The 18932-nt window shown below is 61.6% G+C and carries 20 protein-coding genes; 5 read left to right on the top strand and 15 right to left on the bottom strand.

The window, feature by feature from the left end; translation table 11 throughout:
* Positions 1 to 15: 15 nt before the first annotated feature.
* Positions 16 to 507, bottom strand: coding sequence for a DNA alkylation repair protein (locus J3D46_RS17655; protein WP_253468314.1), 492 nt, complete (start codon positions 505 to 507; stop codon positions 16 to 18).
* Between the two features lie 60 nt (positions 508 to 567).
* Between J3D46_RS17655 and J3D46_RS17660 the strand changes: the two genes are divergently transcribed.
* A complete protein-coding gene (locus J3D46_RS17660) occupies positions 568 to 1656 on the top strand; it encodes a YhcG family protein (RefSeq protein ID WP_231338598.1) in 1089 nt (362 codons plus the stop codon).
* 12 nt (positions 1657 to 1668) lie between these two features.
* Here the strand turns inward: J3D46_RS17660 and J3D46_RS17665 are convergent, their stop codons facing one another.
* Positions 1669 to 2643 (bottom strand): dienelactone hydrolase family protein, encoded by a 975-nt coding sequence (locus J3D46_RS17665; RefSeq protein ID WP_253468315.1) that lies wholly within the window; start codon positions 2641 to 2643, stop codon positions 1669 to 1671.
* A 145-nt stretch (positions 2644 to 2788) separates the two neighbouring features.
* Here J3D46_RS17665 and J3D46_RS17670 point away from each other — a divergent pair, with 145 nt between their 5' ends.
* The gene (locus J3D46_RS17670; RefSeq protein WP_253468316.1) at positions 2789 to 4156 is read left to right on the top strand and encodes an HNH endonuclease signature motif containing protein; all 1368 of its coding nucleotides are present in this window, start codon (positions 2789 to 2791) and stop codon (positions 4154 to 4156) included.
* A 165-nt stretch (positions 4157 to 4321) separates the two neighbouring features.
* Here the strand turns inward: J3D46_RS17670 and nrdF are convergent, their stop codons facing one another.
* The 4 genes from nrdF to nrdH form a co-directional block, all read right to left on the bottom strand.
* Entirely contained in the window at positions 4322 to 5296 is a 975-nt protein-coding gene (gene nrdF / locus J3D46_RS17675) for a class 1b ribonucleoside-diphosphate reductase subunit beta (RefSeq protein WP_011775019.1), read from the bottom strand.
* 121 nt (positions 5297 to 5417) lie between these two features.
* On the bottom strand, positions 5418 to 7559 hold the full coding sequence (gene nrdE / locus J3D46_RS17680) for a class 1b ribonucleoside-diphosphate reductase subunit alpha (RefSeq protein WP_308102689.1): 2142 nt from the start codon (positions 7557 to 7559) through the stop codon (positions 5418 to 5420).
* A gap of 11 nt (positions 7560 to 7570) precedes the next feature.
* Positions 7571 to 8041, bottom strand: a complete 471-nt coding sequence (gene nrdI / locus J3D46_RS17685) for a class Ib ribonucleoside-diphosphate reductase assembly flavoprotein NrdI (RefSeq protein WP_231338647.1) — start codon at positions 8039 to 8041, stop codon at positions 7571 to 7573.
* A gap of 62 nt (positions 8042 to 8103) precedes the next feature.
* Complete coding sequence (gene nrdH, locus J3D46_RS17690; RefSeq protein ID WP_011775022.1) at positions 8104 to 8346, bottom strand: glutaredoxin-like protein NrdH; 243 nt, start codon at positions 8344 to 8346, stop codon at positions 8104 to 8106.
* A gap of 396 nt (positions 8347 to 8742) precedes the next feature.
* Between nrdH and J3D46_RS17695 the strand changes: the two genes are divergently transcribed.
* On the top strand, positions 8743 to 9708 hold the full coding sequence (locus J3D46_RS17695) for a LysR family transcriptional regulator (protein WP_253468317.1): 966 nt from the start codon (positions 8743 to 8745) through the stop codon (positions 9706 to 9708).
* A 50-nt stretch (positions 9709 to 9758) separates the two neighbouring features.
* Positions 9759 to 10265, top strand: a complete 507-nt coding sequence (locus J3D46_RS17700) for a DUF2004 domain-containing protein (RefSeq protein ID WP_159702905.1) — start codon at positions 9759 to 9761, stop codon at positions 10263 to 10265.
* A 32-nt stretch (positions 10266 to 10297) separates the two neighbouring features.
* On the opposite strand, the gene J3D46_RS17705 is transcribed toward J3D46_RS17700, so the two are convergent.
* From J3D46_RS17705 to J3D46_RS17730, 6 genes are read right to left on the bottom strand one after another with little or no spacing between them, the layout of a single operon-like run.
* Positions 10298 to 11005 (bottom strand): tetratricopeptide repeat protein, encoded by a 708-nt coding sequence (locus J3D46_RS17705; protein WP_253468318.1) that lies wholly within the window; start codon positions 11003 to 11005, stop codon positions 10298 to 10300.
* On the bottom strand, positions 11002 to 12018 hold the full coding sequence (locus tag J3D46_RS17710; protein ID WP_253468319.1) for a VWA domain-containing protein: 1017 nt from the start codon (positions 12016 to 12018) through the stop codon (positions 11002 to 11004). Before J3D46_RS17710 ends, J3D46_RS17705 begins: the two co-directional genes overlap by 4 nt.
* Positions 12015 to 12989: a VWA domain-containing protein gene (locus J3D46_RS17715; protein WP_253468320.1), complete on the bottom strand. Its 975-nt coding sequence runs from the start codon at positions 12987 to 12989 to the stop codon at positions 12015 to 12017. The genes J3D46_RS17710 and J3D46_RS17715 overlap by 4 nt, the downstream gene beginning before the upstream one ends.
* Positions 12980 to 13441: a hypothetical protein gene (locus J3D46_RS17720; protein WP_253468321.1), complete on the bottom strand. Its 462-nt coding sequence runs from the start codon at positions 13439 to 13441 to the stop codon at positions 12980 to 12982. Before J3D46_RS17720 ends, J3D46_RS17715 begins: the two co-directional genes overlap by 10 nt.
* Positions 13431 to 14360: a DUF58 domain-containing protein gene (locus J3D46_RS17725; protein WP_231338653.1), complete on the bottom strand. Its 930-nt coding sequence runs from the start codon at positions 14358 to 14360 to the stop codon at positions 13431 to 13433. Before J3D46_RS17725 ends, J3D46_RS17720 begins: the two co-directional genes overlap by 11 nt.
* Before the next feature lie 12 nt (positions 14361 to 14372).
* Entirely contained in the window at positions 14373 to 15380 is a 1008-nt protein-coding gene (locus J3D46_RS17730) for a MoxR family ATPase (RefSeq protein WP_253468322.1), read from the bottom strand.
* Positions 15381 to 15514: 134 nt separating this feature from the next.
* Between J3D46_RS17730 and J3D46_RS17735 the strand changes: the two genes are divergently transcribed.
* The gene (locus tag J3D46_RS17735; RefSeq protein ID WP_231338655.1) at positions 15515 to 15748 is read left to right on the top strand and encodes a hypothetical protein; all 234 of its coding nucleotides are present in this window, start codon (positions 15515 to 15517) and stop codon (positions 15746 to 15748) included.
* A gap of 26 nt (positions 15749 to 15774) precedes the next feature.
* Here J3D46_RS17735 and J3D46_RS17740 read toward each other — a convergent pair whose 3' ends face one another.
* From J3D46_RS17740 to J3D46_RS17750, 3 genes are read right to left on the bottom strand one after another with little or no spacing between them, the layout of a single operon-like run.
* Positions 15775 to 16620, bottom strand: a complete 846-nt coding sequence (locus tag J3D46_RS17740) for a carbohydrate ABC transporter permease (protein WP_253469248.1) — start codon at positions 16618 to 16620, stop codon at positions 15775 to 15777.
* 29 nt (positions 16621 to 16649) lie between these two features.
* Positions 16650 to 17519: a carbohydrate ABC transporter permease gene (locus J3D46_RS17745; RefSeq protein ID WP_253468323.1), complete on the bottom strand. Its 870-nt coding sequence runs from the start codon at positions 17517 to 17519 to the stop codon at positions 16650 to 16652.
* The gene (locus tag J3D46_RS17750) at positions 17516 to 18916 is read right to left on the bottom strand and encodes an extracellular solute-binding protein (protein WP_374110804.1); all 1401 of its coding nucleotides are present in this window, start codon (positions 18914 to 18916) and stop codon (positions 17516 to 17518) included. The genes J3D46_RS17745 and J3D46_RS17750 overlap by 4 nt, the downstream gene beginning before the upstream one ends.
* Positions 18917 to 18932 lie beyond the last annotated feature (16 nt).

Genomic DNA, 18932 nt, shown 5'->3' on the forward strand with positions numbered 1-18932 from the left:
GGTCATTGGTGCTTATCAAGGGGTGGGGCCGCCTGTGGCGAGGGCCGCGGCATGGCGCAATTCAGGGTCCGTGCCGGTCGCCCAACGATCCAGAACGCGCTCAGCGCGGTCCTTCGCCAGCCCTTCGAGTCGGGCCAGCAATGGCCTGACAACGTCTTTGGCCAGCGGATCCACCAGTTCCCGCGTCCCGGCGTCCCTGATGAAACCTTCGATGCGGGTGAGGTCCGTGTTGACGAGGAGCGACACTTTGCTTTGCAACAGAACCACCGCTGCGAGACGCCTTTCGAAGACCGGCTCCTCCCAAAGTTCCGAGCTCAAGGCGGTGATGTCGTCATGGTTGAGGTTCTTGTACCGCTTCAGCGCATCCCGGATTGTTCCGCGAACTGCGCCCACGGACGCGCCATATACCTTCAAGGCTTCGCCTAGGCGTTCACTGGCCTCATCGGCCTTTTCCCATGACGACTCACGCTGCAGCGTGTAGTCCACAAATTCGGCGGCTTCACTCACCCACCTATTTTGTCAGTGCCTCCCCATAGCGTGATGCCAACAGCAAACGACAGGAGCACCATGCCGTCCCAAGAGCTCGCTACCGAGGCATCCTTCCCGGGTGTCCCTGCTGCTTCGTCCATGCCCGATTGGTACCCCACCTTGCTCCATACCGTGGCCCAGGAAGTACGCGTTGGCAGGACCCGGGCGCTGGCAGCCGCCAATAGCGAGTTGTTGAACTCCTACTGGAGCATCGGCCGGAAATTGGCGGAGCGGGAATCCGAGCAGGGTTGGGGCGCCAAGGTTGTGACACGGTTGTCTGCCGACATCCGGACACGGTTCCCGGAGGCAAAGGGCTTCTCCCCCAGGAACCTGCGGTACATGAAGAGCTTCGCGCAGGCCTGGCCGGACTTCCCAATGTTGCAAGCGCCGCTTGCAACATTGCCCTGGTACCACCAGATCGCCCTTCTGGAGAAACTCGACGACGCCGCCACGCGGCTTTGGTACGCGGCGGCGGCGGCTCAGCACGGCTGGTCCCGCAACGTCCTGACACATCAGATCTCAACCCGGTTGCACGAGCGTTCCGGCCAAGCGATCACCAACTTCAAGTCCACCATGGTGCCCGCTGACTCCGACCTGGCGCAGCAGGCCACCAAGGATCCCTACGTTTTTGATTTCCTGGCCATGAGTGACCGGCACAATGAGCGGGACCTGGAGCTGCAGTTGGTGAAGCACGTGGAGAAATTCCTGTTGGAGCTGGGACAGGGCTTCGCCTTTGTTGGAGAACAAGTGCGGCTCGAAATAGCCGGCGACGAGTTCTTTGCGGATCTACTCTTCTACCATTTGAAGCTGCGCTGCTACATGGTGATCGAACTCAAGGCCGTGAAGTTCGAACCCGGATTCCTCGGACAGCTTGGAATGTACATGGCAGCCGTGGACGATCTCATGGCGCACCCTGACGACAAGCCGACCATCGGTTTGCTGCTCTGCAAGGAGAAGAACAGCGTGGTGGCCGAATACGCATTGCGCGGTTTCAACGCGCCCGTGGGCATCGCTGAGTGGCGCACGTCCGTTGCCGACTCGTTGCCTGATGAATTGGTAGCGAGCCTGCCGAGCATCGAGACGTTGGAAGCCGAGCTGGCAAGTGAGGCTGCTCGGCTGAACGGGTGACGCCTGGCTGGTTTAGACGTTGTCCTTGAACCATGTCAGGGTGTCGTTCCATGCCGCCGTCGCCTGGGCCTCGACGTAGCGTTCACCGGTGTCGTTGTGGAACGCGTGGTCCACGCCCGGGTAGACCTTGAGCTCATGCTTGACCGTTGATGCGTCCAAGGCTTCCTGGAATTGGGGCATCGCGCCAGTGATGCGTGCGTCATTCTCCGCATAGACACCCAACACAGCCGGCTTGATAGTGGGCACCTTGACCAGGTCCGGCGCTGGACCGTAGAAGGCAGATGTTGCTTTGAGCCCACTGATTTCCGTAGATGCCTGCCACGTGATGCCGCCGCCGAAGCAGAAGCCGATCATGGCGATGCGGCCCTGCTCCACGAAATCCTGGCCGTTAAGGTAGTCGAAGGCTGCTTTGAAGTCGGAGACGTGGCGTGCCGCACCAGCTTGGGTCAACGCCCCTGGAACGGCGTCCGGATCCATCGACGCCGTACCGCCTTCCCGGCTCAGCAGATCCAGCGCCAGTGCTGCATAGCCTTCTTTGGCGAAGCGGCGGGCAACATCCTGGATATGCGGCGTAAGGCCCCGATTCTCGTGACAGATCAGAACCCCGGGGCCTTTTTGGCCTCCGTCGGGCCGGGCCAGATACCCGCTGATTTCTGTCCTGCCGGAGTCGAATTTCACCGTGGCCGTCGTGAGTCCGGCTGCGCCCTCCGGAACCGACAACGGGCTCTTGGCGTTGGGAACCGCGGTGGTGGGGCCTGCCGCTGATGTGGCCGACGACGTGGGCGATGGCGTTGGCATTGGGTCCGTGGTCCGCGGAACCTCGTCCGGCGTGCAGCCCACAAGGGCCATGGCCGCCGCAGCCGCGGTCATGCTTCCCATGATGAATGCCACCCGCCTGGTGAATGTCTTGTGCGACATCTCGCCCGACCGGTAGTCGTCGTAGAACTCTTCAATCAAGTACTTTTCGAACTTCTCAAGCTGCACCATGCTGAACCTCCCGAAGATGGCATTTATCCTCCCCTGATGTCTAGACGCGGGCAAGGGCGGGACGGTTCACTGCCCTCGAAAGCCGCATGGCCGGGCCGGTTGACGAACAGCTAATAATGTCGGAGCCGTCTGGGAGAGTAAGGACATGGAGCAGGTTCGGGAAAGGCAGGCGGGCGCTGAAGTGTCGGCTGCGCTGGTTCGTGTTACTGCTCAAGGTCAGGCGCGGGACGTTGACGCTCTGCCTCAGACCCGCACGGTAAGCCGTGATCTGATCAATCAATTGCGCGCTCTAGAAGACATGAAATCGGCCATCACTGGCTTGCAGGCGAGGATTGCGGTGGCGTTGGATCTGACCCAGCGGCAGGAGCAGGCAGAGGCTGGTGTGCCCGTGTCCGAGCGGGGTAAGGGTGTTGGGGCGCAGGTTGCGTTGGCTCGGCGGGAGTCCCCGAACCGTGGGTCCCGGTTGTTGGGGATGGCGAAGGCGTTGGTGGTGGAGATGCCGAAGACTCTGGCGGCGCTGAACACAGGCCAGTTGACCGAGTGGCGGGCGACGCTGCTGGTCAGGGAAACGGCGTGCTTGTCTGTGGAGGACAGGTGCGCGGTGGATGAAGAACTCGCCCCCGACACCGGAACTTTCGACGGCGCCGGGGATCAAGCGATCATTGCCGCAGCGAAAGCGGCCGCGTACCGGCGTGATCCGCGGTCGGTGGTGAAGCGTGCCAGCCACGCCGTGTCCGAGCGGACCGTGAGTCTGCGTCCGGCGCCGGACACCATGACGTACCTGACCGCGCTGCTGCCGGTCGCGCAAGGGGTCGCGGTCTATGCCGCGCTCACGCGTCGGGCTGATTCTGCCCGTTCGGCCGGTGATCCCCGGAACCGGGGCCAGGTCATGGCCGACACCCTCGTCGAGCGCATCACCGGTACACCGGGCGGGATCTCAGGGATCAACCTGGACCTCGTCATGACCGACCGAACCCTCTTCCAAGGCGACAGCGAACCGGCACGCGTGAAGGGCTACGGAATCGTCCCAGCAGGGTGGGCCCGGAAACTGGTCGGTGCCGGCGGTGCAGGCAGGGAGATTCCAGTCGTCCAGGATCCCTCGGCTGGCAGCGACTCCGGTCCTCCGCGGGATCCTGAGTTCCAGGTCTGGCTTCGCCGGCTTTATACGGCACCGGCCACAGGAGATCTCCTGACAACGGATTCCAAAGCCAGACTCTTTCCACCGCGACTCAGACGCTTCATCGAAACCCGCGATGACACCTGCCGCACACCCTACTGCGACGCGCCCATCCGGCACATCGACCACATCGTGCCCTGGCACGCTGGCGGCACCACCACACTGAGCAACGGTGCCGGACTCTGCGAAGCCTGCAACCACACCAAAGAAAACCCCGGCTGGAGCGCAAGCACCATCAACGGGGACATCCACACCCTGGAACTACGCACGCCCACCGGACACAGCTACCGTTCCCAAGCGCCGCCCCTGCCCGGGCACCGGCCCTCCAGAACGTAATCACCGCCGTTCAAACCTGCCCACAGCGGCATCCGGTTCGTCGCAATGCAAGCTACCGGCACAGGACGATACTTTGTTCGTGGCTGTCCAGGCACAAGATGTTCAGACACAAGAAAGGCGGACAGCGATTACTCGCCGTCCGCCTTTCCAAAGAGGTAATGACTACTAGAACTCCCAGTCCTCATCTTCCGTGTTGACAGCCTTGCCAATTACGTAGGAGGAGCCCGAACCGGAGAAGAAGTCGTGGTTCTCGTCGGCGTTCGGGGACAGAGCCGACAGGATGGCCGGGTTTACGTCGGTGACGGACGCCGGGAACATGGCCTCGTAGCCGAGGTTCATGAGGGCCTTGTTGGCGTTGTAGTGCAGGAACTTCTTGACGTCCTCGGCCAGGCCTACTCCGTCGTAAAGGTCGTGCGTGTACTGGACTTCGTTTTCGTACAGCTCGAAGAGCAGCTCAAACGTGTAGTCCTTGATTTCCTGCTTGCGGGCCTCGGAAACCTTCTCCAAGCCCTTCTGGAACTTGTAGCCGATGTAGTAGCCGTGCACTGCCTCGTCGCGGATGATGAGGCGAATGAGGTCAGCCGTGTTCGTGAGCTTGGCGCGGGAAGACCAGTACATGGGCAGGTAGAAGCCCGAGTAGAACAGGAAGCTCTCCAGCAAGGTGGAGGCAACCTTGCGCTTCAGGGGATCATCGCCCTGGTAGTAATCCATGACGATCTGGGCTTTCTTCTGCAGGTTCTCGTTCTCGAGGGACCAGCGGAAGGCGTCGTCAATCTCCTTGGTGGAGCACAGGGTGGAGAAGATGGACGAGTAGGACTTGGCGTGCACCGACTCCATGAAGGCGATGTTGGTGTACACAGCTTCTTCGTGCGGGGTAATCGCGTCCGGGATCAATGAAACGGCGCCGACGGTGCCCTGGATGGTGTCCAGCAGGGTGAGGCCGGTGAAAACGCGCATGGTGAGCTGCTGCTCATCCGGCGTCAGCGTGTGCCACGACTGGACGTCGTTGGACAGCGGCACCTTCTCCGGGAGCCAGAAGTTGTTGACCAGCCGGTTCCAGACTTCCACGTCCTTGTCGTCCTGGATCTTGTTCCAGTTGATGGCCTCGACGTGTGTCAGCAGCTTGACCTTTTCGGTCATTTCATCCCCTTAAGCGATGGTTTTCTTGAGATAAGCCTACGACGGCGGGTGGAAACCCGCCGTCGTGCTCTTTAGTTTTGAGTACGGCCGGGGCCGCAATTAATCAACCAATAGAGGCTGATTACAACATGCAGCTGACGCAGCCTTCCACCTCCGTGCCCTCCAGCGCGAGCTGGCGGAGACGGATGTAGTAGAGAGTCTTGATGCCCTTGCGCCATGCGTAGATCTGCGCCTTGTTGATATCGCGCGTGGTGGCGGTGTCCTTGAAGAACAGCGTCAGGGACAGGCCCTGGTCCACGTGCTGCGTGGCAGCGGCGTAGGTGTCGATGATCTTCTCGTAGCCGATTTCGTAGGCATCCTGGTAGTACTCCAGGTTGTCGTTGGTCAGGTACGGAGCCGGGTAGTAGACGCGGCCGATCTTGCCTTCCTTGCGGATTTCGATCTTGGCGGCCACCGGGTGGATGGAAGACGTGGAGTTGTTGATGTAGCTGATGGAACCGGTGGGCGGTACGGCCTGCAGGTTCTGGTTGTAGATGCCGTGCTCCATGACCGAAGCCTTCAGCTCGCGCCAGTCATCCTGGGTGGGGATGTGGTGGCCGGCGAAGAGCTCCTGAACGCGCTCCGTTTCCGGAACCCATTCCTGCTCGGTGTACTTGTCGAAGAACTCGCCGGAAGCGTAGGTGGACTTCTCGAAGCCGCCGAACGTCTGGCCGGTCTCGATGGCGAGGCGGTTGGAGGCGCGCAGCGCGTGGAACAGCACCGTGTAGAAGTAGATGTTGGTGAAGTCCAGGCCCTCTTCGGAACCGTAGTGGACGTGCTCGCGGGCCAGGTAGCCGTGGAGGTTCATCTGGCCGAGGCCGATCGCGTGGCTCTGGGCGTTGCCCTGGGCGATGGACGGCACCGAGTTGATGTAGGACATGTCGGATACAGCGCTGAGGGCGCGGATGGACGTCTCAATGGAGCGACCAAAGTCCGGCGAATCCATGGTCTTGGCAATGTTCATGGAACCGAGGTTGCAGGAAATGTCCTTACCCACGGTCTCGTAGCTGAGGTCTTCCGCGTAGATGGACGGCGAGGAGACCTGCAGGATCTCAGAGCAAAGGTTGCTCATGGTGATCTTGCCGTCGATCGGGTTGGCCCGGTTCACGGTGTCCTCGAACATGATGTACGGGTAACCGGACTCGAACTGGATCTCCGCAAGGGTCTGGAAGAACTCGCGGGCACTGATCTTGGTCTTCTTGATCCGGGAATCGTCAACCATCTCGTAGTACTTCTCGGTCACCGAAATATCGGAGAACGGAACACCGTAGACCTTCTCGACGTCGTACGGGGAGAAGAGGTACATGTCCTCGTTCTTCTTGGCGAGTTCGAACGTGATGTCCGGGACCACAACGCCCAAGGAGAGGGTCTTGATACGGATCTTCTCGTCGGCGTTCTCGCGCTTGGTGTCCAGGAAGCGGTGGATGTCCGGGTGGTGGGCGTGCAGGTATACGGCGCCTGCACCCTGGCGGGCACCGAGCTGGTTGGCGTAGGAGAAGCTGTCTTCGAGGAGCTTCATGACGGGGATGACGCCGGAGGACTGGTTCTCAATCTGCTTGATCGGGGCGCCGTGCTCACGGATGTTGGTGAGCGAAAGGGCCACACCGCCGCCGCGCTTTGAGAGCTGCAGCGCGGAGTTGATGGCGCGGGCAATCGACTCCATGTTGTCCTCGATGCGGAGCAGGAAGCAGGAGACGAGTTCGCCACGCTGTGCCTTGCCGGCGTTGAGGAACGTAGGGGTTGCCGGCTGGAATCGGCCATCGATGATTTCGTCGACCAAACGGTTGGCAAGGTCTTCGTTGCCACGGGCAAGGTGGAGGGCAACCATGCAGACGCGGTCTTCGTAACGCTCCAGGAAGCGCTTGCCATCAAAAGTCTTCAGCGTGTAGGACGTGTAGAACTTGAAGGCGCCGAGGAAGGTCTCGAAACGGAACTTCTTCTTGTACGCGCGGTTGAAGAGGTCGCGGATGAAGTTCATCGTGTACTGGTCAAGGGTTTCGCGCTCGTAGTACTGGTTCTTCACCAGGTAGTCGAGCTTCTCTTCCAGGTCGTGGAAGAACACCGTGTTGTTGTTCACGTGCTGCAGGAAGTACTGGTGCGCAGCTTCACGGTCAGCTTCGAACTGGATCTCGCCGTTGGGTCCGTACAGGTTCAGCATGGCGTTGAGCTCGTGATAGCCCAGGCCCTTGAAAGCCTCAGGCAGCGGCTTCTTGACCGTGTCCACAGCGCCCCCGGTTACTTCTGTTTCTGCGACAGTTGTGTCCAAAACTTTTCCAGCCCTTCGTTGACCCGCTGAACGTCTTCCGGCGTCCCCATGAGTTCAAATTTGTAAAGATGCGGCACCTTGCACTTGACGGAGATGATGTCCCCCGCTGCGCAGTAGTTGTCCGCGAAATTGGTATTCCCCGCTCCAATAACACCGCGGATCAGTTCCCTGTTCCCGGGATCGTTGAGAAATCTGATGACTTGCTTCGGCACGGAACCTTCGCCGTTTGTTCCACCGTAGGTAGGCAGTACAAGGACGAAAGGTTCGAGGGCTTGAAGCGGAGCATCCTGGGCGTAGAGCGGGATGCGTGCTGCATCCGTACCCAGTTTCTGGACGAATCGTTTGGTGTTCTCGGAGGTCGAGGAAAAGTAGATGAGGTGGCTCCTCGTGGTCACAGCTTCCGCAGCATCGCGTACGGGTGCCGCTGCCAGCGGTGCCATGGGAGTCACCTCGACTACATAGGAATTCTTAGTGTGTTGTGGTGGCGAAGTTTGAATGAAACTTAGGCCACGGAGGAAACGGCCTGGGCCAGTTCCTCGATCTTGTCCGGGCGGAAACCAGACCAGTGGTCCTGCTCGGTGACGACAACCGGAGCCTGCATGTAACCCAGTGCCTTGAGGCGCTCAAGGGCCTCGGCATCCTGGGAGATGTCGACACTCTGGTAGGCAATGCCCTTCTTGTCGAGTGCCCGGTAGGTTGCGTTGCACTGAACACAGGCCGGCTTCGTGTAAACCGTTACGGTCATGATCCCTGTCCCCTTAGTTGAAGTCTGTCGCTCTTCGTATCTGGCGGGCTCAACCGGAACTAGCTACTGAATCCGATACCGGCCCGCGGGCTGCCGTGACAGCCAACACGCTCTGATTTTGTCTTGTGCTGGTTTCCCGCTCAATCCGTAAATCGATACTACATGTAGTGCAAGCGTCGAACTGGAACCCCAAGATGATGTATTACAAGTATGTCATTCAATCCACTGCTCGTCCACAGGCGAGGGCCCTCAAAATGTCCGTGATTCCGCCAAATTGAGAGATGTCATCCACACCCTGTGGACTACTTAGCCACATTTAATCTCCAGCGTGTCGCCGGGATACGGCGTGTCGTGGCACTTTGAAAATGTGGCGTGGCGAACAGCTAAAATCTGCTGATGGTCAATCTCCTCCACCTCCGGACGCTGATGGAAGTAACCCGCTTGGGTTCCTTTGCTGCTGCCGCCGCCCAGCTTGGCTACACAGCCTCGGCAGTCTCCCAACAGATGGCCGCGCTGGAGCGTGATACCGGCGTCGAGCTCTTCCAGCGGTCGGCCCGCAGTGTCGTCCCTACCGAAGCTGCCGTGACCATGACCCGACATGCGTCCAAAGTGCTGACGGATGTAGAGGCCCTCATGGCGGCGGCGTCGAGGACGAACGACTCCCCCGCCCAGGAACTCCGGCTGGGCATCTTTCCGAGCCTGGCCACCTACGTTCTGCCGGACATCCTGCGAAATGAGCGTTGGAACGGGCTGGGCATCGAACTTCGTGTCTCCGTTGCTGAACCCGCCCAAACCATCCAGGGCTTGCGCAGCGGCGGCGAACTGGACGCGGCATTGGTCTACCAGGTGGGGCAATCCGGTTTGGCGTGGCCGCATTCGTTGGAGCGGCAGTGGATCGGCGACGACGACTTCCGCGTGGTGCTGCCGGCCTCATGGAAGATCCGCGAGGATGCCGAGATTGAAGCGGCCCATCTTTCGGACATGCCCTGGATCGTCCACCACCCCGGCACCAGCGATGCGTTGGTGATTGAGCGCCTCTTTGCCAGCTGCAACCTCCACCCCCGCGTGGTGGCCTACAGCGACGACTTTCACGCGAGCCTGGAGATGACCGCCGCCGGCCTGGGTGCCTCGCTGGTTCCGGAACTGGCGCTGCGGAACCGGCCACCCGGCGTCGTGGTCCTTGACGTACCGGACATCCGGCTGGCTCGAAACGTGTTCGCGCTGCTCATCAACGAAAAGCGCACAGCCCAAGTGCAGTTGTTCACGCAACTGCTTGCCGACACCCTCAGGGACACGTCGGGAAAGAGCGGTCTCCACCCCCTGAAACCCGCGCCTGTCAAGGGTCCGCAGCGACGCAGGTGAATTATCCCCAAGTGCTGGAACCCGCCCGTTGATGGGGTTAGATTGATCACATGGGCAAGGTAGCGAGCAAACATTTTGGGGAGATCGAGCTCAACCACGGGCGTGAGCATTGCTTCGTCGCCAGACATGAGCTGGCCGGCAACCAGCTGGAATTGGACCTCAACGTCACCGCGCACGATCACTTTGACGAGGCCGCCATGCGCAAGGTGGACTACCGGCTGCGCTTCCTGCCGGAGCTCGTGGACCAAGTCCGGGAAATGATCGCCGATGAGCTTGACCAGGACGGCACCAACCCCCAACAGTTCCTGCATTTCCACAGTTCACAGCTCAAGGAAGAGCAGCTTGAATCGGTCTTCGGTGTCCGCGACAAGGGCCAGCTCACCAACGACGTCTTCCTGAAGGCCCTCAAACTCGGCCACGTCGCCATCTACCCCGGCCAACCCGAGCGGTACTTTGTGTTGGATTTCACCCTCGGATCGCATTTCACGGACGAGCTTCTGGTCGTCGCCGCAGACGAAGACGGCGTGGTGGACGACGAAATCCTGTGGGAGTCGTAAACAGGCTTTACGAACTTTGTTCGCCGAAAGTGTCACCATGGCCTGTCAACGCGTGGCCCATCGTCAGGGCTGCGCAGGTATTCTCCCCGTTCCTGCCCCTCGGAGCGCTCCCGCTGGGCCTGTTGGGCGCTTTCCTCCAGCTGCTTGAGTTGGTCCTCTTGCGGGGAGGCCGGAGTTTCCTGGCCGGGCTGCTCTTCATCACCACTTTGGGATGCGCCTTCGGAGATTTTCCCGCTGAGCCGTTCACCGGCAGCGTTCAGCGTGTCCCCTTCCCCGGCTGCGTTCGCCGGACCGGCTACATGGCATTGAGATGGCGCGGCCTCCGCCGTGCTAAGAGCCTCCCGGAACAGCAGGGCCGCAGCATCCCGGTCCCCTGTTGAGTCCCCCAGCTTCTCGATGCTCAGCACGAGGTTGACGCGGACTTTGCAGTCGTCGACGCCGGGCCCGGCTTGGAGCGCTGCTTCGAAGTACCTCCGGGCGTCGTCGAACTCCCCCGCCATCGCATGCGCATCTCCGGCGGCAAACAACGCTTTGTGGGGCTCCACAACGTTCGCGATCTGAAGCCACGTGGCAACTCCGGCCAGCTTGTCCCGCTCCTTGGCGGAAAATGTCTCAGCTGCTGCACCACCCAAGGCACCCACGCTCAGGAGTTTGGCCGCTACTGCGAGCGCCACAAGGGCCGGAGGTGCGGACCACAGCGCACGCCGGAGTCGCCGTCGTCGTGCGGTGTTGCTTGTCATGGGGAGGGCTCCTTTCGTGCTGGAGTGCGGAGATTGATGAGCGCGGCAAGGTGGCGAAGGGGCTCGTGCAATGCCAGCAGGAAGGCGACCATGGCGAGCAACCAGTACAGCTCAATACGTCCAGGGGTGTCGCCGTCGGTGATGGTGAGGGCACCGGGTTGGGCTTTGCCGAGCATGTCGGACGTTGCCCCGGTGCCGTTCCGAAGTGTGTACGGAACGTGGAGTTGGTCGGCGATAGTGCGAAGTTGCCCTTCGTCGATTCGTGAAACGGCGTCGCGCGCGCTGTCTGAGCTGCGGTCCTTGAGGTAACCGGCGTCAGTGTCCGAGGTTTCCTTCATGCGCCCGCCCTGTATGGTGCCGTATCCGAGGACTGCTCCCCCGGCCACGTTGGCGGCATCCATGGCCGAGGGCCGTTCCGCGCTGGTGTTTTCGCCATCGCCGGCGTAGAAGACCAGCGCGGGGCGTCCAGGGTGCTGCTCCGTGGCTGTCGCGAGCTTTTCCTTCAGGAGTTGGCTGGCGCCGGTCACGCTGCTGCCCGTGGCATAGCGCGCGTTTTGGGGCTGGAGCGTGGTCATGGCCGTCTGCAACGCTGTGGCGTCACGGGTGAGGGGCATCCGGAGGTTGGCTTTGTTGTCGAAAGTGATCAGGGCGAACTTGGCGCCGGCAAGCTCTTTGGCTATCGCCATGACGTCCTGTGTGGCACCGGCCAGCCGCGTCTGGGTGCCGTTGTAGTCTTCCGCAGCCATGCTGGTGCTGGTGTCCACTACAAAAAACACGTCCATGTCCGACGCCGCAGTTTGCGCTTGGCCACCGGCCCAGCCAGGTCGCATGGCGGCCAGAAGCAGAAGGACGACGGCGGCACATCGGAACGCTGCCGGCCTCATGGACCGTTGTGGTTGGCTTCGTCCCCTTCGCACGCGACCCCACGGCGTGAAGGCCAATACGGTGAGGGCCAGCACTGCGACGATGGCCAACACCAGCAGGGGCCACGGAATAATGGGGGCGAAGGTCATGGCTCCATCCGCCATCCGAGCACCAGCATTCCTGTACCGGCCATCAATGCGATCCCGAGAGGCCAGGCGGGAGCGTCCGTTATCACCGCTTGGGGTGCTGCATGGTAACCAGTGGCCTCTGATTCCTGGACGCTACCGACGATGCCAGGAACGGCCTCGGCGCTGTCCACGGTGAAGTAGGCGCCCCCGGTCCGCTCTGCGGCGGCCCTGAGACGGGCACCCGGCTCATCGGGGCGGTCTCCGTAGTCCATGTCGCCGGGGTTCAAGGCATAGACCTTGATGTTTTTGGCGGCCGCCAGTGTTCCGGCTTCATCCAGGGTGAAGATCGGCTCGCCGGAAAGGAAGTTGTCAGTGGCCAAGACCACGGACCGCGAGCGCTTGGGGTCCCGGTCGTCAGGGAAGCTCTGCACGCAGGACGCCAGGCCGTCGCCGATCAGTGAGGAGCCTTCACCGTTCCACGTGCCGTCGAAAAAGGATCCCGCGCCGCTGTCCAGGGCTTCCTTGGCTTCGGCGAGTTGTTCCACGACGTAGTGGTAGTCGTCCGTGAGGGGAAATAGCTGCACGCTGCTGCTGTCGAAGATGACCATGCCGATGCGTTCGCCGTCGAATTCCTTGGCGAGTTCCTGGAACACGGTGGCTATGGCGGCGTCGGTGCTGGTCATGGAGCCGGAGACGTCGAGGCAAAGCACGATGTCCCTGTTCCGGATTTCCGGTTCCTCCGTGGTGCGCAGGATGGGCCTGGCAGCGGCTGTCGCGGTGGCGGCGAGGAACACTGCCCCGAGCACGACGGCGAGCGCCAGTCTTCTGCGGTGCCGGCGCAGCGCCCCTTGATATTCAGGCAGGTCGGTGAGCCGGTCACCGTGCGCTACGGGTCGGGTTTGTTGCGGACGACGACGGCGGCGGTACAGCCAGGCGCTGAGCACCACCGCTGCTGCGGCGAAAGGAAGGACCCACCAGTAACTTAGTTCCATTCGAGCACCACCTGGCGCGCCGTCTCTGCCGAGTGCTGCACGGAGTGGACGGGCACGGGGGCGAATTCGTTGGGATAGATTCCGGCGATTCCTTTGGTAAGTCCCTCGAGTCCTTGGTGGCGGAGCTCCTCAAGCGTCATGGACGTCACCGGTAGCCCTGTCGCTGCCCCGGCGAATTCCCGCACCAGGAAGCTGAGTCTTTGGTGGGCATCGCGCACGGGGAGGCGTCCGGCGTCGGCCTCCTCTGCTGTGGCGTTGATGGCAGTGAGGCAAGCGGAGCGCAGCGCGTCCAGGTCCGGTGTGGGCGCTCCTTGGGCGGCAGGTTCCTTGCTGCGTGTGGGGCGGAAGATCCAGGCATACCAGCCGGCAATGGCCAGCAGGATCACCAGCCCCAGCCATAGCCAGTAGGGCTGGTAGGCAAGCGGCGCGTAGAAGCCGGCGTCATCCTGCACGTGTGCCGCCTTTGGTGGCGCTTCGGGCGGTCAGCGCGCCGGAACGGTGCTTCTCCAGAAGGGCGAAGACTGCGGACAGGACGTCCAGGCTCCCGACGGTGTGCTCCTCGGCTATGCCCAGGCGACGAAAAATGCCGCTGCGGTGTTCGCCTCGTTCGACCATGGCAGCCGCATACGCCGCCCGGACCTTGCTGTCGGAGCTCAGCGGCGCTGGAATTCCCTGCCCCGTTGCCACGTCGGTGCTGTCCGGGTAGGGGCCGCCTGCCCCTGGAGCGAGCTCCGCATCCTTGATGGTGAGCCACAGTACTTCATGCCGGGCCCGAAGCCTGCGCATCAGGTCCTCCGTGCGGGCGTCCGGCATGAATTCGTCGGCAACAGCAACGATGAGAAGCCGCCCTTTGATGTACTTCAGGACGTAGTCGAGTTGCTCTGCGAGGGAGCTGGGTGGCCCATCCGAGGCTACGCTCGAATCCACCACCCGCAGCAACCGTTCCAGGTGCTCTTCGCCGCCACGGGGTGGGACGTACTGTGATGCGTCCGCGTTCCCGTGCAGAAGGCCAACGTCGTCACCGTGACGGCACGCCAAATATCCCAGAACCCCGGCTGCGTGCACGGCAATGTCCTTCTTCGGCTCACCTGACAGGGTCTCGGCGGCCATGTTCCGTCCGGTATCCACCAGCAGCAGGACAGAGTGGCGGCGTACTGCCACATAGCGCTTGACCAAGGGCGATCCGTGCCGTGCTGTCGCCTTCCAGTCGATGTCCCTGACCTCATCGCCTGGGACATACGCACGGAGTTCGTCAAAGTCCAGGCTGCGGCCTGCGAAGACCGAACCGTATTCGCCGTCGAGCAGGGCGAGGGTCCTCCGGTGGGCGAAGATGAACATCTTCGACTTAACCCGGCGAAGCAAGCTTGGCACGCGGTGTCCCCGCTACGGTGTCTGGACAGATGCCACGACGGCATCGATGACGGATTCCACCGGAATGCCTTCAACCACAGCATCGAAACCCAGGATGATGCGGTGGCGAAGAATACGGTGCGCGAGGCTTTTGACGTCCTCGGGAATGACATGGTCCCGACCCTGGATCAAAGCCAGCGCCCTTGCTGCCTGGCTGAAGGCGATGCTGGCCCGCGGGCTGGCACCGAACTCCACGAGGTTGGCAAGCTTGGGCTCCAAGTACTGCGAAGCATTGCGGGTGACATAGGCCAGACCCACGATGTATCTGACGATGGCCGGATCGATATAGACCCGCCGCACGAGTTCCTGCACCTGCACCACTGCGTTGAGCGAAGCAGCGGCGGGTGGCTTCTGATCGGTGCTGAACACGCCGGCGTCGATCCTGCGGATGACCTCCGCTTCTTCAGCCGGACTGGGATAATCCAACACGTCCTTGAGCATGAAACGGTCCATTTGCGCTTCGGGAAGGCGATACGTTCCCTCCTGCTCGATGGGATTCTGCGTGGCCAGCACGAGGAACGGTTGCGGCAAGGGGAAGGTCTCTCCACCAATGGAGGTCTGACGTTCCTGCATGGCCTCGAGCATGGCGCTCTGTGTTTTGGCGCTTGACCTGTTGATCTCGTCCAGCAACACGATATTGGCGTGGACCGGACCCAACTGGGTGACAAACGTACCCTTGGCGGCGTCGAAAATCTGCGTGCCTGCAATGTCGCTGGGCAGCAGGTCCGGGGTGCACTGGATCCGGCGGAACTCCGCACTGACCGACTCCGCGATTGCCTGGGCGGCGGTGGTCTTAGCAAGGCCGGGAACACTTTCCAGCAGCACGTGGCCGCCTGTCAACAACCCGATCACCAAGGTCTCACGCAACCTGGCCTGGCCCACCACTTTGTTCTCGAAGCTGCGAATGATGCTGCCGACGAGTTGCTGGGCACGGGCCATATCCGGTGCATCGATTCCGGCCGTGGCTGTTCTCTGTTGCACTCGTGGTCCCCTCGCTGGCGTCTTGGTCTCCCGGCAGGCAGCCGGCACGGGTGCCTGGCACAAAGTGCTTCCGCCTGCAGAGGCCACTCTATCCAAGCCCTCCCTGCTCAAGACCGCAATGGGGACCCCTCCCCATGCAGCCGTCCGAGGTCTATCCTTTTGCCATGCATCAGCTACCAGCCGCCTACCAGAACTACCTCGCCGCCCAGGACCAGCACGTCATCGACGCTGTACGGCCCATTCTCCTGCAATCAGCCGCCGACCAACGCCACGGGGTCAGGATCACCTTCAACAGGGGACCAACCGGTCATCAAGCCCACCTCGACGAGTCCATCCCTTACGGCGAGATCATCGAAGACATCGACTAAGGTTCCACGGCCCCTCACGGCTCCAGCTATCCCTTCATGGCCCCGGACAGGGCAAACGAGTTCCCCATGCCGCGGGAGACCAGGGCGTAGAGCACCAGCACCGGCACGGAGTACAGGATGGAGAATGCAGCCAGCTGGCCGTAGGCAATGGCGCCATGCTGGCCGAAGAAACTGAAAATGGACACCGCAGCCGGTTGCTTGCCCGGTGACAGCAACAGGATGAAGGGAACAAAGAAGTTTCCCCATGCCTGGATGAAGACAAAGATGAACACCACACCGAGCCCCTGTCGCATCAAAGGCAGGACGATTCTCCGCAGCGCCGCCATTGCCGACGCCCCATCCATCCAAGCCGCCTCCTCCAGCTCCAGGGGGACCGAGTCCATGAAGTTCTTGGTCATCCATATCGCCATGGGCAAAGTAGTGGTTGCCATGAAGAAGATGGTGGCCGCCATGGAATCCAGCATCTGCAGTTGGACGAACAATCCGTAGACGGGCACCATGATTGCCGTCACCGGCAACGACGTACCGAACAGGACCGTGTACATGAATGGTTTGTTGAACCGGGACTGGTACCTGGACAGGGGGTAAGCGGCGAGCACCGCAGCAATCAGGTTCACCGCGGCCGTGCCGGCGGACAATAAGAAACTGTTGGCCAACGGCTGGAACAACAGCTCCGGTGTCAGCACGGCGCTGAAGTTCGCCAGCGACGGCGCCGACGGCACCTTGGTCTGGTAGCCGGCCTGGGGATCGACGGCGGCCAGCAGCAACCACAGCAAAGGCGCCAGGAAGCAGATTCCGATGACCGCAAGGGCGATATCCGCACCCAGCTTGGCCCTGAAGCGCGAGCGGCCACCCGCCGTCGCGCCTTCCATCCTGTCCTGCGCTCGCAGGCTGCTGGTGGTCATGGGCGCTGCTCCCGCAGGAGCCGTACATAGACAGCGCCGAAAACCATGCCCAACAGGATCAGCACGGAGGCCACCGCCGTACCGTAGCCGATGTCGCCGAACTTGAATGCCTCCTGGTACGCCAACACAGGCAGCGTAGTGCTGGCGCCCGCCGGTCCGCCTGCCGTCATCACCCAGATCAGGGTGAATACGGCCAGCGTCTGGAGCGTGATCAGCATCAGGTTCGTAGCGATGCTGCTGCGGATCAACGGCAAGGTAATGAACGCGAGCCTCTGCCAGCCCCGGGCTCCGTCCATGAGTGCGGCTTCCGCGATGTCCCGGGGGACTTCCGCCAGTGCAGCCCTGTACACCAACATGGAGAAAGCGGTCCCCCGCCAGGTATTGGCAAGGATGATGGCCACGAGGGGGAACGAATACAGCCAGTCCAGGCCCTGGCCTCCGAGGAGGCCCACCACCTGGTTCAGTGTGCCATCTCGGTTGAAATAGGCGTAGGCGGCGAACGCTGCCACGATTTCCGGAAGTACCCAAGCGGCAACCACGGCCGTGCCCACCAAGGCCGAGACCGCGTTCCGGGACCGCGTCATCAGAAGCGCGATCAGCAAGCCGAGGACGTTCTGGCCAATCACCGCCGAGGCCACCACGAACACCACCGTCAGCCAGGCAGCCAGCGGGAAGGAGTTTTCGCTGAACATCCGCACATAGTTGTCCGCGCCCACCCATTGCGGATCCCTGGCAGCCTTGCCGGATAGGGCTGCGTCGGTGAAGGACGCGTAAAAGGACCAGGCCACCGGGGCCAGCAGGAAGAGCAGGAGCAGCAGAATGGAGGGGACTACCGGCAGGAACCGCAGGAAGCGGCGGATGGTCATTTCTCCAGGACCCTGTCCTCCCCCACAATCTTCCGGACGGTGGCGTCGTATTCCGCAGCAGCATCTTCAGGACTTTGCTTGCCGGTGATCACTGATTCAGTGGCCACCTGGACAGCAGTGGAAATCCTCGGGTAGTCAGCGGTGGCGGGCCTGAAATGCGTCACTGCCACCAAGTCCGAAACATCCTTCACGAACGGGTTGGCTGCCAGGTATTCAGCTTCGGAGGCTACATCCGTACGGACGGCGATCTGCGAGTTATTAATGTCATAAGACAACGCGTTCTTCTTGTTCAGTGCTGTGCTGAGGAACTGGAAGGCAAGGTCCGGATTCTTGCTTTTGACCCCCACTGCCAGCGTCCAGCCGCCTGACATGCTGACGCCACCGGGATCCTGGCCATTCCGGGTCGGGAACATCGCGACCCCCATGTCCTGCTCATAGCCGGCCCATTCGTACGCGCCGCCTTTCTGCCAGAACGACGGCGTGTAGGAACCTTCCACTGTGGCCGCCAGCTTGCCTTGGGGGAACCACTCGCCAAAGACTTTCTTCCATACGTTCGCGTCCAGCGCCTCGGCAGGACTGACAGCGAGCTTCTCGTCGTAAAGGGTCTTAAGGAAGGCCAGCGAATCCGTGAAACCTTGGGAGCCGACCACCCATTTCTTGGCTGACTCGTCATACAAAGTGCTGTCTGTCCCATAGAGGAGCTCGTAGAACCCCTGCATGACGGTGCCTTCGCCGGTACCCTTTCCCGCGTACATGTTGAATGCGATCACGTTGGGATCCGATGCTTTCACGGCACGGGCCGTTGTCAGGATGTCCTCCCAGGTCCTGGGCTGCCACGGAACGGGAATGCCGGCCTTCTGAAGGACAGCCTTGTTGTACCAGATGGCCCGGGTATCGGTGCCCAACGGCACCGCATAGATACTGCCGTCATCTGCCCGGCCGGCGGCCTTGGCTGCGTCATTGAAGTGGGACCAGTCATCCCAGTTCGCAAGGTAACTGTCCAGTTTCAGGAGGTAGCCGGCGTCGACATCCGAGCGCACCTTGAACGTGTCCTCGTAGAAAACATCCGGCGCTGTGTCCGCTGAACGCTGCGCCAACGCGAGTTTGGTCCCGTAGTCATCATCATTGGCCTGAATGGGCTGAAGCTCCACGGTTACCCCGGAGTTGGCGGCTTCGACTTCTTTCTTGGCCTCCTGCATGACGGCATCAAGGGCCGTGGACGCATCCGTTTTCTGATAGACGATCTTGAGCGTCTTATTCTCCGCGGCCTCAGGAGTGGGCGAACAGGAAGTCGCTGCCACCAGGACGGCAGCGACGGAAACCATGGCAGCAAACTTCGCTGCGGCCGGCTTCACTGCGGCAGACGTCAGACCGGCTAGCTTCATTGGGCGGCCCATGGTGCTCCAATCCTTC

Source organism: Paenarthrobacter sp. A20 (assembly GCF_024168825.1).
Taxonomy (GTDB): domain Bacteria; phylum Actinomycetota; class Actinomycetes; order Actinomycetales; family Micrococcaceae; genus Arthrobacter.